At 67.9% G+C, this 16,558-nt stretch carries 16 protein-coding genes; 6 read left to right on the top strand and 10 right to left on the bottom strand.

Features of this window, described 5'->3' with window-relative positions; genetic code table 11:
* Positions 1 to 16 precede the first annotated feature (16 nt).
* From DLJ53_RS02510 to mnmE, 5 genes are read right to left on the bottom strand one after another with little or no spacing between them, the layout of a single operon-like run.
* Positions 17 to 892, bottom strand: coding sequence for a ParB/RepB/Spo0J family partition protein (locus tag DLJ53_RS02510; protein WP_111342060.1), 876 nt, complete (start codon positions 890 to 892; stop codon positions 17 to 19).
* Positions 892 to 1,698 (bottom strand): ParA family protein, encoded by an 807-nt coding sequence (locus tag DLJ53_RS02505; protein ID WP_111342058.1) that lies wholly within the window; start codon positions 1,696 to 1,698, stop codon positions 892 to 894. Before DLJ53_RS02505 ends, DLJ53_RS02510 begins: the two co-directional genes overlap by 1 nt.
* The gene (gene rsmG, locus DLJ53_RS02500) at positions 1,695 to 2,318 is read right to left on the bottom strand and encodes a 16S rRNA (guanine(527)-N(7))-methyltransferase RsmG (RefSeq protein WP_111342056.1); all 624 of its coding nucleotides are present in this window, start codon (positions 2,316 to 2,318) and stop codon (positions 1,695 to 1,697) included. Before rsmG ends, DLJ53_RS02505 begins: the two co-directional genes overlap by 4 nt.
* Positions 2,311 to 4,167, bottom strand: coding sequence for a tRNA uridine-5-carboxymethylaminomethyl(34) synthesis enzyme MnmG (gene mnmG, locus DLJ53_RS02495; RefSeq protein WP_111342054.1), 1,857 nt, complete (start codon positions 4,165 to 4,167; stop codon positions 2,311 to 2,313). The genes rsmG and mnmG overlap by 8 nt, the downstream gene beginning before the upstream one ends.
* Positions 4,168 to 4,172: 5 nt before the next feature.
* Positions 4,173 to 5,456 carry a tRNA uridine-5-carboxymethylaminomethyl(34) synthesis GTPase MnmE gene (gene mnmE, locus DLJ53_RS02490; RefSeq protein ID WP_111342052.1) on the bottom strand — a complete coding sequence of 428 codons (1,284 nt, stop codon included), beginning with the start codon at positions 5,454 to 5,456 and terminating at the stop codon, positions 4,173 to 4,175.
* Positions 5,457 to 5,467: 11 nt separating this feature from the next.
* On the opposite strand from mnmE, the gene DLJ53_RS02485 reads away from it, so the two are divergent.
* Positions 5,468 to 7,426, top strand: a complete 1,959-nt coding sequence (locus DLJ53_RS02485) for a thioredoxin domain-containing protein (protein ID WP_111342050.1) — start codon at positions 5,468 to 5,470, stop codon at positions 7,424 to 7,426.
* A gap of 172 nt (positions 7,427 to 7,598) precedes the next feature.
* A complete protein-coding gene (locus tag DLJ53_RS02480; RefSeq protein ID WP_162408789.1) occupies positions 7,599 to 8,846 on the top strand; it encodes an MFS transporter in 1,248 nt (415 codons plus the stop codon).
* 37 nt (positions 8,847 to 8,883) lie between these two features.
* Here the strand turns inward: DLJ53_RS02480 and rho are convergent, their stop codons facing one another.
* From rho to hemE, 3 genes are all read right to left on the bottom strand, one after another.
* Positions 8,884 to 10,140 carry a transcription termination factor Rho gene (gene rho, locus DLJ53_RS02475; protein ID WP_111342046.1) on the bottom strand — a complete coding sequence of 419 codons (1,257 nt, stop codon included), beginning with the start codon at positions 10,138 to 10,140 and terminating at the stop codon, positions 8,884 to 8,886.
* A 196-nt stretch (positions 10,141 to 10,336) separates the two neighbouring features.
* Positions 10,337 to 10,768 carry a protoporphyrinogen oxidase HemJ gene (hemJ, locus tag DLJ53_RS02470; RefSeq protein ID WP_111342044.1) on the bottom strand — a complete coding sequence of 144 codons (432 nt, stop codon included), beginning with the start codon at positions 10,766 to 10,768 and terminating at the stop codon, positions 10,337 to 10,339.
* Positions 10,765 to 11,802, bottom strand: coding sequence for a uroporphyrinogen decarboxylase (gene hemE, locus DLJ53_RS02465; RefSeq protein ID WP_244934987.1), 1,038 nt, complete (start codon positions 11,800 to 11,802; stop codon positions 10,765 to 10,767). Before hemE ends, hemJ begins: the two co-directional genes overlap by 4 nt.
* A 388-nt stretch (positions 11,803 to 12,190) precedes the next feature.
* Here hemE and DLJ53_RS02460 point away from each other — a divergent pair, with 388 nt between their 5' ends.
* The 4 genes from DLJ53_RS02460 to dnaQ all read left to right on the top strand — a co-directional run bounded on the left by DLJ53_RS02460 (position 12,191) and on the right by dnaQ (position 15,264).
* Positions 12,191 to 13,051, top strand: coding sequence for a pyruvate, water dikinase regulatory protein (locus DLJ53_RS02460; protein ID WP_111342042.1), 861 nt, complete (start codon positions 12,191 to 12,193; stop codon positions 13,049 to 13,051).
* The gene (locus DLJ53_RS02455) at positions 13,051 to 13,860 is read left to right on the top strand and encodes a shikimate dehydrogenase (RefSeq protein WP_111342040.1); all 810 of its coding nucleotides are present in this window, start codon (positions 13,051 to 13,053) and stop codon (positions 13,858 to 13,860) included. The genes DLJ53_RS02460 and DLJ53_RS02455 overlap by 1 nt, the downstream gene beginning before the upstream one ends.
* Positions 13,861 to 13,870: 10 nt before the next feature.
* The gene (gene coaE / locus DLJ53_RS02450) at positions 13,871 to 14,464 is read left to right on the top strand and encodes a dephospho-CoA kinase (RefSeq protein ID WP_111342038.1); all 594 of its coding nucleotides are present in this window, start codon (positions 13,871 to 13,873) and stop codon (positions 14,462 to 14,464) included.
* An 83-nt stretch (positions 14,465 to 14,547) separates the two neighbouring features.
* Positions 14,548 to 15,264, top strand: a complete 717-nt coding sequence (gene dnaQ / locus DLJ53_RS02445) for a DNA polymerase III subunit epsilon (protein WP_111342036.1) — start codon at positions 14,548 to 14,550, stop codon at positions 15,262 to 15,264.
* Positions 15,265 to 15,267: 3 nt separating this feature from the next.
* Here dnaQ and secB read toward each other — a convergent pair whose 3' ends face one another.
* Positions 15,268 to 15,756: a protein-export chaperone SecB gene (secB, locus tag DLJ53_RS02440; protein ID WP_111342034.1), complete on the bottom strand. Its 489-nt coding sequence runs from the start codon at positions 15,754 to 15,756 to the stop codon at positions 15,268 to 15,270.
* A 156-nt stretch (positions 15,757 to 15,912) separates the two neighbouring features.
* The gene (locus tag DLJ53_RS02435) at positions 15,913 to 16,416 is read right to left on the bottom strand and encodes an FxsA family protein (RefSeq protein WP_111342032.1); all 504 of its coding nucleotides are present in this window, start codon (positions 16,414 to 16,416) and stop codon (positions 15,913 to 15,915) included.
* Positions 16,417 to 16,558 lie beyond the last annotated feature (142 nt).

Genomic DNA, 16,558 nt, shown 5'->3' with positions numbered 1-16,558 from the left:
CGCGCACCGAGACGGCTCAGCTTTCGCCGAGCATCCGGCAGACGGCGTCGAGCTGGTCGAGCGACGTGTACTTGATCGTCAGCACGCCGCTCTCGTTGTCCTTGTGCTTCAGATTGACGGCGAGGCCGAGGCGGGAGGAAAGGCGGTTCACCAGCGCGCGCGTGTCCGCGTTCTCCTGCTCCCGTCGCTCCGGCCTCGGTGCGTCGGCCTCTCGGGCGAGCTTTGCCACCAGCGCCTCGGTCGCCCGCACGGAGAGGCCGAGACGGATCACCTCGTCGGCCACCGCGTCCGGGTTCGCCGTGCCGATCAGCGCGCGGGCATGGCCCGCCGTCAGCGCCCCCTCGGCAACGCTCGCCCGGATCGACGCCGGCAGGTTCAGAAGACGCAGCGTGTTGGCGACGTGGCTGCGGCTCTTGCCGATGATCTTCGCGAGGTCTTCCTGCCGGTGCTGGAACTCCTCGATGAGCTTCTGGTAGCCCATCCCCTCTTCGATCGGGTTGAGGTCGGTGCGCTGCACGTTCTCGATGATGGCGAGCTCGAGCGCCTCGCCCTCGGTCGCCTCGCGCACGACGACCGGCACCTCGTGCAGGCCCGCCTTCTGCGCCGCACGCCAGCGCCGCTCGCCGGCGATGATCATGTAGCGTCCGTCCTCGGTCGGGCGGACCAGCAGCGGCTGCATGATGCCCCGCGACTTGATCGAGTCAGCGAGCTCCTCCAGCGACTCGTCGCTGAAGGTAAAACGAGGGTTCTTGTCACTGCGGACCAGGCGGTCGATCGGAACGCGGGTCGGCGTGCGCTCGACGCCGCCGTTCCCAGCCGCCGGTGGCAGCCCGGTGTCGCCCAGCAGCGCGGACAGGCCGCGGCCGAGGCGCTTCTTGGTGTCCTGCTCCATCAGGCCGCTCCCATCATCCGTTGTTCACGATCCATCAGCTCCGACACCAGGCGCAGGTACGCCTGACTGCCCGCGCACTTAATGTCATACAAAAGAGCCGGCTTGCCGTACGACGGCGCCTCGGACAGGCGGACATTGCGCGGGATCGTCGTCGCGTAGACGAGATCGCCCATGGTCGAGCGCACGTCCGCCTCCACCTGATTCGAGAGGTTGTTGCGCCCGTCCACCATCGTCAGGACGATGCCGTGGATGGCGAGCTCGGGGTTCACGCTGTCGCGCACCTCGGAAATCGTCCGCAGCAGCTGCGACAGGCCCTCCATGGCGAAGAACTCGCACTGCAGCGGCGCCAGGACCGCGTGCGCCGCCGTCAGCGCGTTGACCGTCAGCATCGTCAGCGATGGCGGGCAGTCGATGACCACGTAGCTCGGACAGGCGTCCGTCTGCGACATCGCGAGGATGGCGTCGGCCAGCCGCCGCGCGCGGTCGGACTGGGCCGAAAGCTCGATGTCGATGGAGAGGAGGTCCATCGTCGCCGGCGCGAGCGACAGGCCGGGGATGCCCGTCTCGTGCATGGCCTCCTGCAGCGTGTTCACCCGCGTGAGCACGTCGTACGTCGTCACCCGGCGGGCGTCCGGGTCGACGCCGAGGCCGGTCGAGGCGTTTCCCTGAGGGTCGAGGTCGACGAGCAGGGTCGTCTGGCCGGTGGCGGCCAGCGCGGTGGCGAGATTGATGGCGGTCGTCGTCTTGCCGACACCGCCCTTCTGATTGGCAACCGCGATGACCCGCGGACGTACAGGGAGCGTCATGACACTGTCCTCAGACCGGTAACCCTAACAATCGATGAATCTTCCGTGAGACTCGGGATCAGACTCGCGGTGAAATCGTGTCGCAGGTGCGCCGTGTCGGTCTCCAGCGGCGCGTCCTTGCCCTTCGGGAAGAGGCCGATCGTGTCCGGTCCGAAGAAGGGCGCGGCGAGCCGGATCAGCGTGTCGAGCGAGGCCAGGGCGCGGGCGGAGACCACGTCGGCGACGAAGGGCTCGACGGCCTCGATCCGCTGCGGCCGCACGCGCACCTTCACCCCCGCCTCGGCGGCGGCCTGAAGCAGGAATGCGGACTTCTTCCTGTTGGCCTCGATCAAGGTCATGTCCGTTCCTTCGCGCGCGATGGCGACGACGATGCCGGGGAAGCCACCCCCCGATCCAAGGTCCACCCACACCGGGCCGGCGCCCTCGGCGAGCGGGACGAGTTGCAGGCTGTCCAGAACATGGCGCTCCCACAGCCGGGCTCGGTCCGCCGCACTGACGAGGTTCGAGACGCGCCCCCAACGCGAGCAAGCCCCCACAAACCTTTCAATCGCGTCAAAGACGCTCGGCGTCACGCGGGAACGGACGGTCTCGCGTGCGTTTTCCTCAGCTTCGTCAAGCAATGGCGCGTCTGGCGTGTGCGGCGATGAGGGCGAGGCCGGCCGGGGTCATGCCGGAGATGCGTCGCGCCTCGCCGATGGTGGCGGGTCGCCGGGCCTGAAGCTTCTGCCTCAGTTCGTTGGAAAGGCCGGGGATGGGGGTCTCCGCAAGGCTCGAGGGGATGGGGAGGGAGTCGGCCGCCCGCGTCTCCTCCGCGACGGAGCGCTGGCGGTCGGTGTAGGTGCGATAGAGAGCGTCCGCCTCGATGCTGTCGCGCACGTCCCGGGGCAGCGCCCGAAGCTCGGGGCGTAAGCGGTCGAGCACGTGCCAGCCGCCGTCCGGATGGGCAAGCAGGGCGTAGCCGTCCCGTCGTCGTCCATCACGGTTGACGCTGATGCCGGCCTCGCTCGCCTCCGTCGGGGACACGGCGAGCGCGCGAAGGGTGGCATCCGCGCCGGCCTTCGCCTCCACCGCGGTGCGATGATGCGCCCGGCGGGCCGGTCCGACGAGGCCGACGGCATCCGCCCACGGAGTAAGGCGCTCGGTCGCGTTGTCGGCCCGGAGGGCGAGGCGGTTCTCGGCCCGCGAGGTGAACATGCGATAGGGCTCGTCCGCACCGTTGGTGACGAGGTCGTCCACCATCACGCCGATGTAGGACGTCGACCGGTCCATCGTGACCGGCTCGCCATCGCCCGCGAGGCGTGCGGCGTTGAGCCCCGCGAGAAGCCCCTGCCCTGCAGCCTCCTCGTACCCTGTCGTCCCGTTGATCTGCCCTGCCAGGAAAAGCCCCGGCAGCGCCCGCAGCTCGAGGCTCGGCGAGAGAGCGCGCGCGTCGACGGCGTCATACTCGATGGCATAGCCCGGCTGGACGATTTCGGCGCGGGCGCAGCCCGCCATCGTTCGCACGAAGGCGACCTGCACGTCCTCGGGGAGCGAGGTGGAGATGCCGTTGGGATAGATGAGGTCGCTCGTCAGCCCCTCCGGCTCCAGGAACACCTGATGGCCGTCGCGATCCGCGAACCGGACCACCTTGTCCTCGATGGACGGGCAGTAACGCGGTCCGACGCCGGTGATCCCGCCGCCGAAGAGGGCCGAACGGCCGAGGTTTGCGCGGATGATCTCATGCGTCGCCGCGTTCGTGCCGGAGATGTGGCACGGGCGCTGCTCCAGAGCGGGAGAATCGCTCATCGCGCTCAGCATCACCGGGTCGTCGTCGCCCGGCTGCCCGGGCAGGGCCGCCCAGTCGATGGACCTTGCCGCCAGCCGCGGCGGCGTTCCGGTCTTGAGGCGCTTCAGCGGCAGTCCGAGAGCGCCGAGGCGTGTGGACAAGGCGGTCGCCGCCGCCTCCCCCATGCGCCCCGCGGGCCACGTCCTGTCCCCCAGGTGGATCACGCCGCCCAGGAAGGTGCCGGTGGTAAGGACGACGGCTCCCGCGTCGATCCGCCGGCCATCGCGCAGCACCACGCCCCGCACCCGGCCCGCATCGACGATCAGGTCCTCCACCTCACCCTCGACGATGTCGAGACCGGGGCTGCCAGCAAGCTCGGCCTGCATCGCCGAGGCATACGCGGCGCGGTCGATCTGCGCCCTTGGCCCGCGCACGGCCGGGCCGCGGCTCCGGTTGAGCAGCCGGAACTGGATGCCGGAGAGGTCCGAAATGCGGCCGATGATGCCGTCCATCGCGTCGACCTCGCGCACGAGGTGACCCTTGCCGATCCCGCCCATCGCCGGATTGCAGGACAGCCGCCCGATCGCCTCGGCGGACAGCGTGACGAGTGCCGTGCGGGCACCCAGACGCGCCGACGCGGCGGCGGCTTCGCAGCCGGCGTGCCCTGCGCCGACGACGACTACGTCGTGTTTCACGTGAAACATTGACCCTACTTGCCGATGCAGAAGCGGCCGAAGACGTCGTCGAGGACGTCCTCGATCCCGATTTCTCCCGTCATACGCGCCATTTCGTGGCAGGCCAAGCGCAATGCCTCGGCCTGGAGCTCCAACGCACCCTCGTCCGCAGCATCCCGCACGCGCGCCGCGAATGCGCCGAGCGCGGAACGCTGCCGGGCCCGGGTCACCAGCGCCGCCTCGGACGGGCGCATCGCCTCCGCCACGATCTCCGCCAGCCGGTCGCGCAGGCGCCCGATGGACGCCGGGTCGTGGACGGATGTCGCCAGCCCCTCCCCGCCCGAGATGTCGGCCTTGTGGTGGATCACCAGATCCGCCGGGACGTCGGCCGCCTCGGTGTCCGGACTGCGGACCGCAATCACCAGATCTGCGTCCTCGATCCATCGGCGCGTCCGCTCGATGCCGATCGCCTCGACACCGCTTGCCCCATCCCGCAGTCCCGCCGTGTCGGACAGCGTGACGCGATATCCGCCGAGATCGATCGTCACGGAGACCACGTCGCGCGTCGTCCCCGCTTCCGGCGTCACGATCGCCGCCTCGCTCGCCGTGAGGGCGTTCAGGAGGCTCGATTTCCCCGCATTGGGCGGACCGACGAGGACGACATGGTACCCGTCCGTCAGCTTGTCCGCCTCCACGCTCCCGGCGAGGACCTGTTCGACGGCATCCGCCAGGGCCGCGCAACGGCGGGCGAGATCGGCGAGGTCGTCCGGCACGTCCCCCTCGTCGGCGAAGTCGAGGCGCGCCTCTGCGTCGGCGAGCAGCGCGATGACCTCGCTCCGCCAACCCGCGACGAGACGCGACAGCGCCCCCTCCGCGAGCCGCACCGCGCGCCGCCGCTCCGCCTCGGTGCGGGCTTCGATCACGTCCGCCAGCGCCTCGGCGTCGGAGATGCCCATCCGCCCGTTGAGGACCGCGCGCAGGGTGAACTCCCCCGGCTCCGCCATGCGCACGCCGGGAACCGTCACCGCGTCCGCCAGGACACGCTCCACGACCGCAGGGCCGCCGTGGCAGTGGAACTCCACCACCGCCTCTCCCGTCGCCGTGAGAGGTGCGGGAAAGTAGAGGCAGAGCGCGCGGTCGATCAGCGCACCGTCCACCGGAGACACCAGCCCGCGAAGGCTGGCGCGGCGTGGCTGGAGCGCCGTTACGCCGAACGCTTGCGCAAGGGACAGCGACGCTGGCCCACTGGCGCGAATAATCGCGATCGCGCTAGGTGGCCGACCTGAGGACAGCGCCACAATTGTTCCCGATACCTGCATGGAGACACTCGATGGCCAATCGACTGGCGCAAGAAGCCAGCCCCTACCTGCTGCAGCATGCGGACAATCCCGTCGACTGGTGGCCCTGGTCCGCCGATGCGCTCGCCGAAGCGGAACGGACCGGCAAGCCCATCCTCCTGTCCGTCGGATACGCCGCATGCCACTGGTGCCACGTCATGGCCCACGAAAGCTTCGAGGATGACGACACCGCCGCCGTCATGAACGCCCGCTACATCAATATCAAGGTCGATCGCGAGGAGCGCCCGGACATCGACCAGATCTACATGGCCGCCCTCCACGCCACGGGCGAGCAAGGCGGCTGGCCCCTCACCATGTTCCTCACCTCCGGGGGCGAACCGTTCTTCGGCGGGACCTATTTCCCGAAGGACGCCCGCTTCGGACGGGCCCGGTTCGTCGACGTCCTCAACGCCGTCGCCGACGCCTATCGCGACAGGGCCGAGGTCGTCGAAGGCAACGTCGCGGCCCTGCGCCAGCGCATCGGCGCGACCGCCGAGCCCGGCGAGCTTCCGGCGGACACGCCCGACAAGGCCGCCCGCCAGCTCCTGTCGCTGATGGACCCGGAGAACGGTGGAACCCGCGGCGCTCCGAAGTTCCCCAACGCCTCCCTGTTCGGCGTCCTGTGGCGCGCCTACGCCCGTACCGGCGACGAGGCGTACCTCAAGGCCGTGACCACGGCCCTCAACCGCATCGCCATGGGCGGCATCTACGACCACGTCGGCGGCGGTCTGGCGCGCTATTCCGTCGACTCCCGCTGGCACGTGCCGCACTTCGAGAAGATGCTCTACGACAACGCCCAGATCCTCGCGCTGATGGGCGAAGTCGGAGCGGCGACGGGCTCGAGCCTCCTCGCCGTGCGTTGCGAGGAGACGGTCAACTGGCTGATCCGCGAGATGGACGTGGGCGGGCTCTTCGCCGCGAGCCTCGACGCCGACTCCGAGGGCGAGGAAGGCCGGTTCTACGTCTGGTCCATGGCGGCCCTCACGGACGTCCTGGGCACCGATGCGGCGCGCTTCGCCCGGCACTACGGCGCCACCGCCGAGGGCAACTGGGAAGGCACCAACGTCCTCCACCGATTCGCCGAGGCCGACCTCGCCGACGCCGGGACAGAGGCCTTCCTCGCCGCCTGCCGCGAACGGCTCCTCGAGGCGCGCGAACGTCGACCCCGGCCCGCCCGGGACGACAAGGCCCTCGCCGACTGGAACGGCCTCATGATCGCCGGCCTCGCCCGCGCCGGCGCCGCGCTCGGCCGGACGGACTGGGTCGATCTCGCCGAGACCACGTACGCTGCAGCGCGGTCCACCTTTGGCCACGGCGGACGGCTCATCCACGCGGTGCGCGGCAAGGTGCGCCTCGAACAGGGGTTCGCGCTCGACTATGCGGCGATGATCCACGCCGCCCTCGCCCTCGTCGCCGCAGGACGCCCGGGGCGCTGCCTCGACGACGCCAGGGCCTGGTGCGAGACGCTCGAGCTGCACTACGCCGCGCCCGACGGCGGCTACTACTGGACCGCCGACGATGCCGACGCGCTGATCATGCGCCCCGACAGTCCGCTCGACGAAGCCGTCCCCAACGCAAACGGCCTCATGGTCCAGAACCTTGCGACGCTCTGGGCCCTCACCGGGGACGACAGCTACGAGGTCCGCGCCCGGTCGGCCCTCAGGGTCCATGCCCGCGCCATCGCCGCCAACGTGTTCGGCTGCGCGAGCATGGTGAACGGCCTCGACCAGCTCTCCGCACCGACGGTGACCATCAACGACGCTCCGGCCCTACGTGCCGTCGTCGCCGCCCATCCGGCTGCGGTGCTGGTCGACACCCCTCCCGAGGGACACCCGCTCCGCACCTCCTCACCGCCCGTCGGCGCCGCAGTCGTTTGCCGTCACATGACCTGCGGGCTGGCCCTGAGAGACGCTGCCGCGCTGCGGGATGAAATATGGTTAAAGACGGGCTAACCCAGTTCAACGCATCCGAGCATACGCCACACGGCCGCGAGCTTGCCGGGTAACTCATTGACCAGCCGTGTGGCGGCGTGCGTTGCGGCACGCGTTGCCGGTGGTCCCAGAATTACCCCGATCCGATGCGATTATTGCGCCGATGCTGCCCGCTTGCCACGCGGAGGCCGTGATGCTCGCCACCAAGATCGCCCTTGTGCTCGTCATCCTGATCGACGTCATGGGTCAGGGACTTGCCTTCCCGATCTTCAGCGCGCTGATGCTGAGCGAGACATCATCCATGGTGGCGAGCGGTACCAGCGCCTCGACCCGGCAACTGCTCTACGGGCTCGTCATCGCCGTCTTCTTCATTGCCTGGTTTTTCGGGTCGATCTATATCGCCCGCATCTCCGACAGCGTCGGCCGCCGTCGCGGTATCCTCCTCTGCCTCACCGGCGCGCTGGCGGGATATGCGCTGACGATCCTCGCGATCATCCTGTCGAGCTTCTGGCTGCTCGTCGTGAGCCGTGTGATCACCGGGTTCACCGCCGGCAACCAACCCATCGCACAGGCCGCCCTCATCGATCTCGCGCAGGACGATGACGAGAAGCAACGCAATCTCGGACTGGCTGTCCTTGGCGCGAGTCTGGGGCTTGTCAGCGGACCCATACTGGGTGGCCTGTTCTCCGGGGGTCCATTCGCGGCAACCGTGCAGCTGTCCATGGTGCCGCCATTCGTCGCCGGGGCAGCGGTCGTCCTCGCCACGCTGGTTTTCGTGGCCCTGGTCTTCCACGAGACGTCAAACACCCGTGTGCCCCTCGACATCCGGCCGCAGGCCATCCTGTCGCTTCTCTGGGCCATTACGCGCCATCCCATGACGATGCGCATCTCGATCGTCTACACGCTCTACATGCTGAGCTTCGTGACGTTCTACATCTTCTTCGACACGTCTCTGGAGGAGCGGTTCGGCTATTCAACCGAGGGCCAGAGCGTGGGAATGCTTGTGATGGGAGCGACGCTCGCCCTGACGAGCCTCTTCCTGCTGCCATTCTTCAATCGCCTCGCCAGCCCGTCGGGGCTGATCGTGCGTGGCATTGTCCTGGAAGTGGCGATCGTTGGCGTATTCGCGACGGTCGACAACGTGGCAGTCGCGTTCATCGTGATCGCGCTGATGGGCGCCCTGCACGCGGTGCTGCTGCCGATTTTCTTCGGGCTCTACTCGCAGTCGGCGAGCGCGGAGGACCAGGGTTGGGTGATGGGGGTTTCGATCGCGTTGTTCACGCTGGCCTCCGCGGTAGCCTCGCTCGCGGGCGGGCTGTTCGGGACGGAGGCCGATTCCGGGCCGTTCGTATTCGCGTCGATCGTCGGTGTCACGGCGCTCTGCGCCATCGCCGTGGTGTGGCGCGGCCATCTGACCGGCCAGCCCACTCCGGCGGAGTGAGCGGCCCGGCCAAAGGATCGCGTCACGATACAGTGCGTCAGGTGTTCATGGAGTCGAAGAACTCGGCGTTGTTCTTCGTCTGGCGCAGCTTGTCGATGAGGAACTCGATCGCGTCCACGGAGCCCATCGGGTTGAGGATGCGGCGCAGGACGTAGACCTTCTTGAGGTCTTCCTTCTTGACCAGCAGCTCCTCCTTGCGGGTGCCGGAGCGCTGGATGTCGATGGCCGGCCACACGCGGCGGTCGGAGACCTTGCGGTCGAGGATGATTTCGGAGTTACCCGTGCCCTTGAACTCCTCGAAGATCACTTCGTCCATGCGGCTGCCGGTGTCGATCAGGGCGGTCGCGATGATCGTCAGCGAGCCGCCTTCCTCGATGTTGCGGGCCGCACCGAAGAAGCGCTTCGGGCGCTGCAGGGCGTTGGCGTCGACACCGCCGGTCAGCACCTTGCCCGACGAGGGGACGGTGGTGTTGTACGCACGGCCGAGGCGCGTGATGGAGTCGAGCAGGATGACGACGTCGCGGCCATGCTCGACGAGCCGCTTGGCCTTCTCGATGACCATCTCGGCCACCGCGACGTGTCGCTGCGCCGGTTCGTCGAAGGTCGAGGACACCACCTCGCCGCGCACCGAGCGCTGCATGTCGGTCACTTCCTCCGGCCGCTCGTCGATGAGCAGGACGATGAGGTAGCAGTCCGGGTGGTTCGCGGTGATGGACTTGGCGATGTTCTGGAGCAGCACCGTCTTACCGGTGCGCGGCGGGGCGACGATCAGCCCGCGCTGGCCCTTGCCGAGCGGCACGACCAGGTCGATGACGCGGCCGGAGAAGTCCTTCGACGCACCGTTCTCCACTTCCATGATGAAGCGGTCGTCCGGGTAGAGCGGCGTCAGGTTGTCGAAGTGGATTTTGTGGCGGGCCGCCTCGGGATCCTCAAAGTTAATTGTGTTAACCTTAAGGAGGGCGAAATAGCGTTCGCCTTCTTTGGGACTGCGGATCTGACCTTCGACCGTGTCGCCGGTCCGCAGCGAGAAGCGCCGGATCTGGGAGGGCGAGACGTAGATGTCGTCCGGGCCCGGGAGATAGTTGGCATCGGGAGAGCGCAAGAATCCGAAGCCGTCTTGGAGGACTTCGACGACGCCTTCGCCGATGATCTCAACGTCTTTGTTCGCGAGCTGCTTTAGAATGCCGAACATCAACTCCTGTTTACGGAGCGTGGACGCATTCTCGACCTCGTGTTCCTCGGCGAACGCAATAAGGTCGCCGGGGCTCTTGGCCTTGAGCTCGTGAAGTTTCATTTGCATTTGGTTGTCCTGGATGACGGACATCAGCCGCTAACAAGGGGCAAAAAGGAAGGAAGGGTCCGGGCGGTCGTTTCGGGGGCGGAGGGAGAAATCGCCCCGTTCATAACCAACGACCGCTGGATACGCCTAACTTACAGTCGCCGCGCCACATTCGCAAGGGCATGTTGGGCAAAATTCGCCCAGAATCGCGTCAGAACGGTTTGACCGTCACGAGGATGACGATCCCGATCATCAGTACCGCGGGTATCTCGTTCGCTATGCGGAAGTATTTCGCCGATTTGGTATTCTCGTCGCGGCGGAACGCCTTCATCCACCTCACCATCATGTGATGGATGACCGTCAGCGCCACCACGAGCGCCAGCTTGGCGTGGAACCAGCCCATCGACCAGGCGTCCAGCACGTAGGCGAGCATCAGGCCGAACACCCACGTCGCGACCATCGCCGGATTGGCGATGCCGCGCAGCAGCCGCCGCTCCATCACCTTGAACGTCTCGGACTGCACCGAGCCCTTCTCGGCGGCCACATGGTACACCATCAGCCGCGGCAGGTAGAGGAGCGCCGCCATCCACGAGATCACCGAGACGAGGTGCGCCGCCTTGATCCAGGTGTAGTACTCGGTCATCGCGCGGTCCTTTCCTTCACACGCCGGATCACGCGGGTCACGTGCTCGGGCGGGGTCTCGAGCGAGATGCCGTGGCCGAGGTTGAACACGAACGGTCCTTCCCCCAGCCCGTCGCAGATCCGGTCGACGGCCGCGTCGAGCTGCGGCCCGCCCGCCACCAGCCGCGCCGGGTCGAGGTTGCCCTGCACGCACACCCGCTGCTGCAGCTCCCTGGCGAAGTCCATCGGCACCGACCAATCCAGCGACACGGCGTCGACACCCGTCTCCGCCACGAACCGGGAGTAGCCCGCCCCGGCCCCCCGCGGGAAGCCGATGATGGGCACATTCGTCTCGGCGCGGACCTTGTTCACGATTTCCCCGATGGCCTGGATGGACCATCGGGAAAACCCGTCCTCGTCGAGGGCGCTCGCCCAGGAATCGAAGATCTGCAGCGCGTCCGCCCCGGCCCGGGCCTGCGCGACGAGGTGGCGCGAGCACGCCTCCACGAGGAGGTCGATGATCGCCTGGAAGGCCTCGGGGTCGCGGGCGGCGGCCTTGCGGGCGGGGAACTGCTCTCCGCCGCCCTTCCCCGCCACCATGTAGGTCGCCAGCGTCCAGGGCGCCCCGCAGAAGCCCAGCAGCGCCTTCTCGGGGGGCAGCGCCTCCCGCAGCCGCGAGATCGTCTCGTAGACCGGCGTGAGGTGGGCGTCGAACCCCTTCATCGACAGCCCGCTCGGGTCGCTCAGCGGCTCCAGTCGCGGACCCTCGCCCTCGACGAACCAAGTGTCCTGGCCCAGCGCGTGGGGAACGACGAGGATGTCGGAGAACACGATGGAGGCGTCGAACGCGTAGCGCCGCATCGGCTGCAGGGTCGCTTCGACGGCGAGGTCGGGGGTGTAGCAGAACTCGAGGAAGGACGAGGCCTTCTTCCGCAGCTCGCGGTACTCCGGGAGGTAGCGCCCCGCCTGACGCATGAACCACACCGGAGCCGGCCCGACCCGCTCGCCCCGCAGAACCTGAACGAGCATCGGTATGCCGTCGAATTTACCGTCCATCAATCTTTCAATCTTTATTCTAGAAGACCTGATGATTCTGTTGGGCGTCTGATCGCGGGGACGACGGAACTTTTCACCGCCTTGCGCGTTTCTGGTCCCGTCCCTCAGTTGCCGAGCGGCCACTGTTCACACGTTGGAGCATCGCTCCGCAAGTACCGCTGGACACGGCAGTTTCGCTCGCCTTTTGGCACTGCGGGCGCACCCGGCCGGGTGTGGATCACCGTGGCAAAGATGTGATCCGTCGATTAACCCGCTGTTAAATATTCCGTCCCTATCCACGCCCCGCCGTCGGGGGATCGATCGGTGGATGACCGACAGGTGAATCCACAGGCTTGCGCCCGGGCCTCTCACCCGTCACGACGTTCTCCACAGTGATCCTCAGATTGAGATGGCGTCCGTGAACCGAAAACGCACATTTGTCCACGTGCATCTCGTGTCGGACTCGACCGGTGAGACCCTGATGACGGCCTCTCGCGCCGCCGTCGCCCGTTACGAGGATGTCGAGGCGATCGAGCACGTCTATCCGCTCGTGCGTTCGGACCGTCAGCTCGACCGCGTGCTCGCCGAGATCGAGGATGCCCCCGGCATCGTCATGTTCACGCTGGTGGACCCGGACATTCTCACGCGCCTTCAGGCGACCTGCAACGAGCTCGGCCTGCCCTGCATCGACGTGCTCGACCCGCTCGTCGCGGTGTTCCAGTCCTATCTCAATGTGCAGAAGGCCTCGCGCATCGGCGCGCAGCACGAGCTCGACGCCGGCTACTTCCGCCGCATCGAGGCGCTGAACTTCGCCATGCGCCACGACGACGGCGCCCTGCCGGACGATATCGACGAGGCCGACGTCGTCCTCATCGGCGTTTCGCGCACCTCGAAGACGCCGACGTCCATCTATCTCGCCCATCGCGGCGTGCGGGCGACGAACCTGCCGATCGTCACCGACCTGCCGCTGCCGTCCAACCTGTTCGAGGCGCGCCGCGCGCTGATCGTCGGCCTGACCGCGAGCCCGGAGCGCATCGTCGCGCTGCGCGAGAACCGCCTGATCTCGATGAACGCGGAGCGCAAGGGCTCCTCCTATGTGAACCGCCAGGCGGTCGCCAAGGAGGTGACCTACGCACGCAAGCTGTGCGCCGAGAACGGCTGGCCGCTGATCGACGTGACGCGCCGCTCCATCGAGGAGACCGCGGCGGCGATCGTCGCGCTCCTATCCGACCGCCGGTACGGCTCCGGCGGACTTGCAGAGGACTTCTGATGACCCGCCGTGTGGGGCTTCTCGGCTGGCCCGTGGCCCATTCCCGCTCGCCCGTGATCTTCGCCCACTGGTTCCAGCGCTACGGGATCAACGCGCGCTACGAGCTGCTGCCGGTCCAGGATCACGGCCTCAAGCAGTTCTTCGCGGACTTCGACACGATGGGTTTCGTCGGCCTCAACGTGACCGTGCCGCACAAGATCTCGGCGGCGCAGTTCGTCGATCTCGACCCGGTCGGCCAGCGCCTCGGCTCGATCAACACGATCTGGCGCGAGGACGGCAAGCTTCGGGCGACGTCGAGCGACGGGGCAGGGTTCATCGCCAGCCTCGACGAGCAGGCCCCGTCCTGGCGCAGTGCGAAGACCGCGCTCGTCATCGGTGCCGGCGGCGCTGCCATCGCCGTGACCGACGCGCTGGCGACCGCGGGCGTCTCCATCAGGATCGCCAACCGGCGGGCGCAGCGGGCGGAGACGCTGGCCGCGCGCGTCGGCGGCGAGGCGGTCCTGTGGTCCGCGATCCCCCGGGAACTGCCGCACGTCGACCTCCTGGTGAACACGACCTCGCTCGGCATGGAAGGCTCGTCGCCGCTCGAGATCGACCTTTCGCCGCTCCCGGCGCACGCGGTCGTCTCCGACATCGTCTACAACCCTCTCAATACGCCGCTGCTGAAGCAGGCGGAGGCGAGGGGGCTTGCGACGGTCGACGGCCTCGGCATGCTGCTCCATCAGGCGACCGTGGGATTTGAGAAATGGTTCGGACAAACGCCGGAGGTCGACGAGGCGCTCCGGTCCAAGGTGATCGCCACATTATGAGTCCGGAGCGATGAGGACGGTCGGCCTCACCGGCTCGATCGGCATGGGCAAGTCCACCACGGCTGCCCTGTTCCGGGCCGCCGGCGACCCGGTCTACGATTCCGATGCCGCCGTCCACCGCCTCTACGCGGCCGGCGGCGCTGCGGTGGAGCCGGTGGGCGCGGCGTTTCCCGGCACCATCTTCGACGGCGCCATCGACCGCGCGGTGCTGCGCGAGATGGTGCTCGGCGACCCGCACGCGATGGCGCGCCTGGAGGCCATCGTCCACCCGCTCGTGCGGGCGGAGCAGGACGCGTTCCTCGCGGCGGCGCGCGAGGGCCGCGCGCGCCTCGCGGTCCTCGACGTACCGCTACTCTTCGAGACCGGCCGGAACAGGAGCGTCGACGCCGTCGTCGTGGTCAGCGCGCCGGCCGACGTGCAGCGCACGCGCGTCCTCGCCCGGCCCGGCATGACCGAGGCCGCCTTCAAGGCGATCCTCGCCAAGCAGACCCCGGATGCCGAGAAGCGCGCCGGCGCCCACTTCGTCATCGACACGGGGAGCTGCGTCGAGGATGCGGCCCGGCAGGTCGCCGCGGCACGCAAGGCGCTGATGGCGCTCGGCTGAGCCGCCTCTGGAAATCGCCCCGCCGGCGGTGAAATCCGCGGCCGGCTGTGGCATTCTCCGCGACATACTCCAGGAGGCCAGCGTTGCGCGAGATCGTTCTCGACACGGAAACCACGGGGCTCGACCCTGCCACCGGCGACCGCGTCGTCGAGATCGGCGCGGTCGAGGTGCTGAACGCGATCCCGACCGGCAACGTCTTCCACGTCTACATCAACCCCGAACGCGACATGCCGGAGGAGGCGTTCCGCGTCCACGGGATCTCAAGCGCTTTCCTGGCCGACAAACCGGTGTTCGCGCACATCGTCGACGACTTCTGCGCCTTCCTCGGCAGCGACAAGCTGGTCGCCCACAACGCCTCGTTCGACGTCAACTTCCTCAACCACGAGCTGCGGCGCTGCGGCAAGGTCGAGATCGCACCGCATCAGGTGGTCGACACGCTGTCGATCGCCCGCCGCAAGCACGGCGGCGCCAACTCGCTGGACGCGCTCTGCTCGCGCTACGGCATCGATTCCTCGCGCCGGACCAAGCACGGCGCGCTCCTCGACGCCGAGCTTCTCGCCGAGGTCTACCTGGAGCTCACCGGCGGCCGGCAGGCGACCTTCGTCCTCGCCGGGTCGGGTAGCGGCGCGGACCAGTCGTCCGGCCCGGTCCGCCACAAGCCGCGGCCGGTGCCGCTCGCGCCGCGCCTCACCGAGGCGGAGCGCGTCGCCCATGCCGAGTTCATGGCGACCTTCTCGGATTCGATCTGGGCCAAGCTGACGGCCCAGACCGACGGTGCCGCGCCGATTGCGGCGGAGTAGGGGTCAGTTGGTGACCGGCGTCGCGTTGTGCTGCTGCTGCGCCCGCTCAAGGTTGCGGCGGTAGAGCGCCACGAAGTCGATCGGGTCGATCATCAGCGGCGGGAAGCCGCCGTTGCGGACCGCCTCGGCCACGATCTGCCGCGCGAACGGGAAGAGCAGACGCGGACCCTCGATCAGCAGGAACGGCTGGACGTGCTCCGGCTTCATGCCGGCGACGCGGATGACGCCCGCGTACTGCAGCTCGGTCTGGAAGGCGATATCGTTCTCTTCGCCCGCCTTGGCGTCGAGGGTCAGCGTCACTTCAAAGTCGTTCTCGGCGAGCGGCTTGGCGGCGACGTTGACGGCGATGTTGATCTTCGGGTTGGCATCGCGGGTCTGGAGCGAGGCAGGCGCCCGGGGATTCTCGAACGACAGGTCTTTGACGTACTGCGCGAGAACGCGAACCGAGGGTTGAACCTGTCCTTCTGGCGCGCCGGTGGTGGCGTCAGTCATGGTGAGTCCGTTCGTGAACGTGTTTGAGTTCTGGCGCGGGCTAACATTTTGGCCAGGACAATCCTAGGCCCAATGCCATGACGGGAGCGCGAATATGACGCGGGGTGGCAACGGCGCGGCGCGCCCCGGCACGGGCCGGAACGCGGCGCTTGCCGGTCAGCGCTGCTCTTCGCGCCAGGGTGTCGTCGGGTCGGGGCGCACCTCGCTCGACTCGAGGTCGATGACCGGCGGCGGTCCGCCGGTGCGGCGCGGCCCGCCGCCCGGTCCCATCCCGCCGGTCGTGCCGCCGGCGCTATGGATCTGCACCGAGCCGGAGATCTGCTTCCAGAGCCAGCTTCGGACCGAGGGCACGAAGAGCAGGAAGCCGATGGTGTCGGTGATGAACCCCGGGGTCAGAAGCAGCATGCCTGCAATGGCGACGGTGATGGTTTCACCGATGGCGGCCGTCGGAACGCGGCCGGCGCGCACGTCCTCCTGCAGTTTTGCGAAGGCCGAAAGACCCTGCCGCTTCAATAGTGCGGCACCGAGGATTGCTGTCAGAACGATGATCAGCAGCGTCGGCAGGACGCCGATGATGCTACCGACCGTCAAAAAGACGGCGATCTCCGCGATCGGGATGATGAGCAAAATTGCGAATAGGACGGTTCGGATCACAAGCATTTCCCTTTTCGTCGGTTAAATATGGGAACGCGCGATTGTGATTTCGACCGGCAGACGTAGACCGGCTTGTCTCAGTCCGATACGGTCCGCCGCATGCCGTTCCGCGATCAAGACCTGTAAGACGCTGGAAGGCGTCTTATGT

It is taken from the genome of Acuticoccus sediminis (genome assembly GCF_003258595.1).
GTDB lineage: Bacteria > Pseudomonadota > Alphaproteobacteria > Rhizobiales > Amorphaceae > Acuticoccus > Acuticoccus sediminis.
The sequence above is the reverse complement of the archived record's forward strand: the minus strand, read 5'-3'. Positions and strand labels throughout refer to the sequence as shown.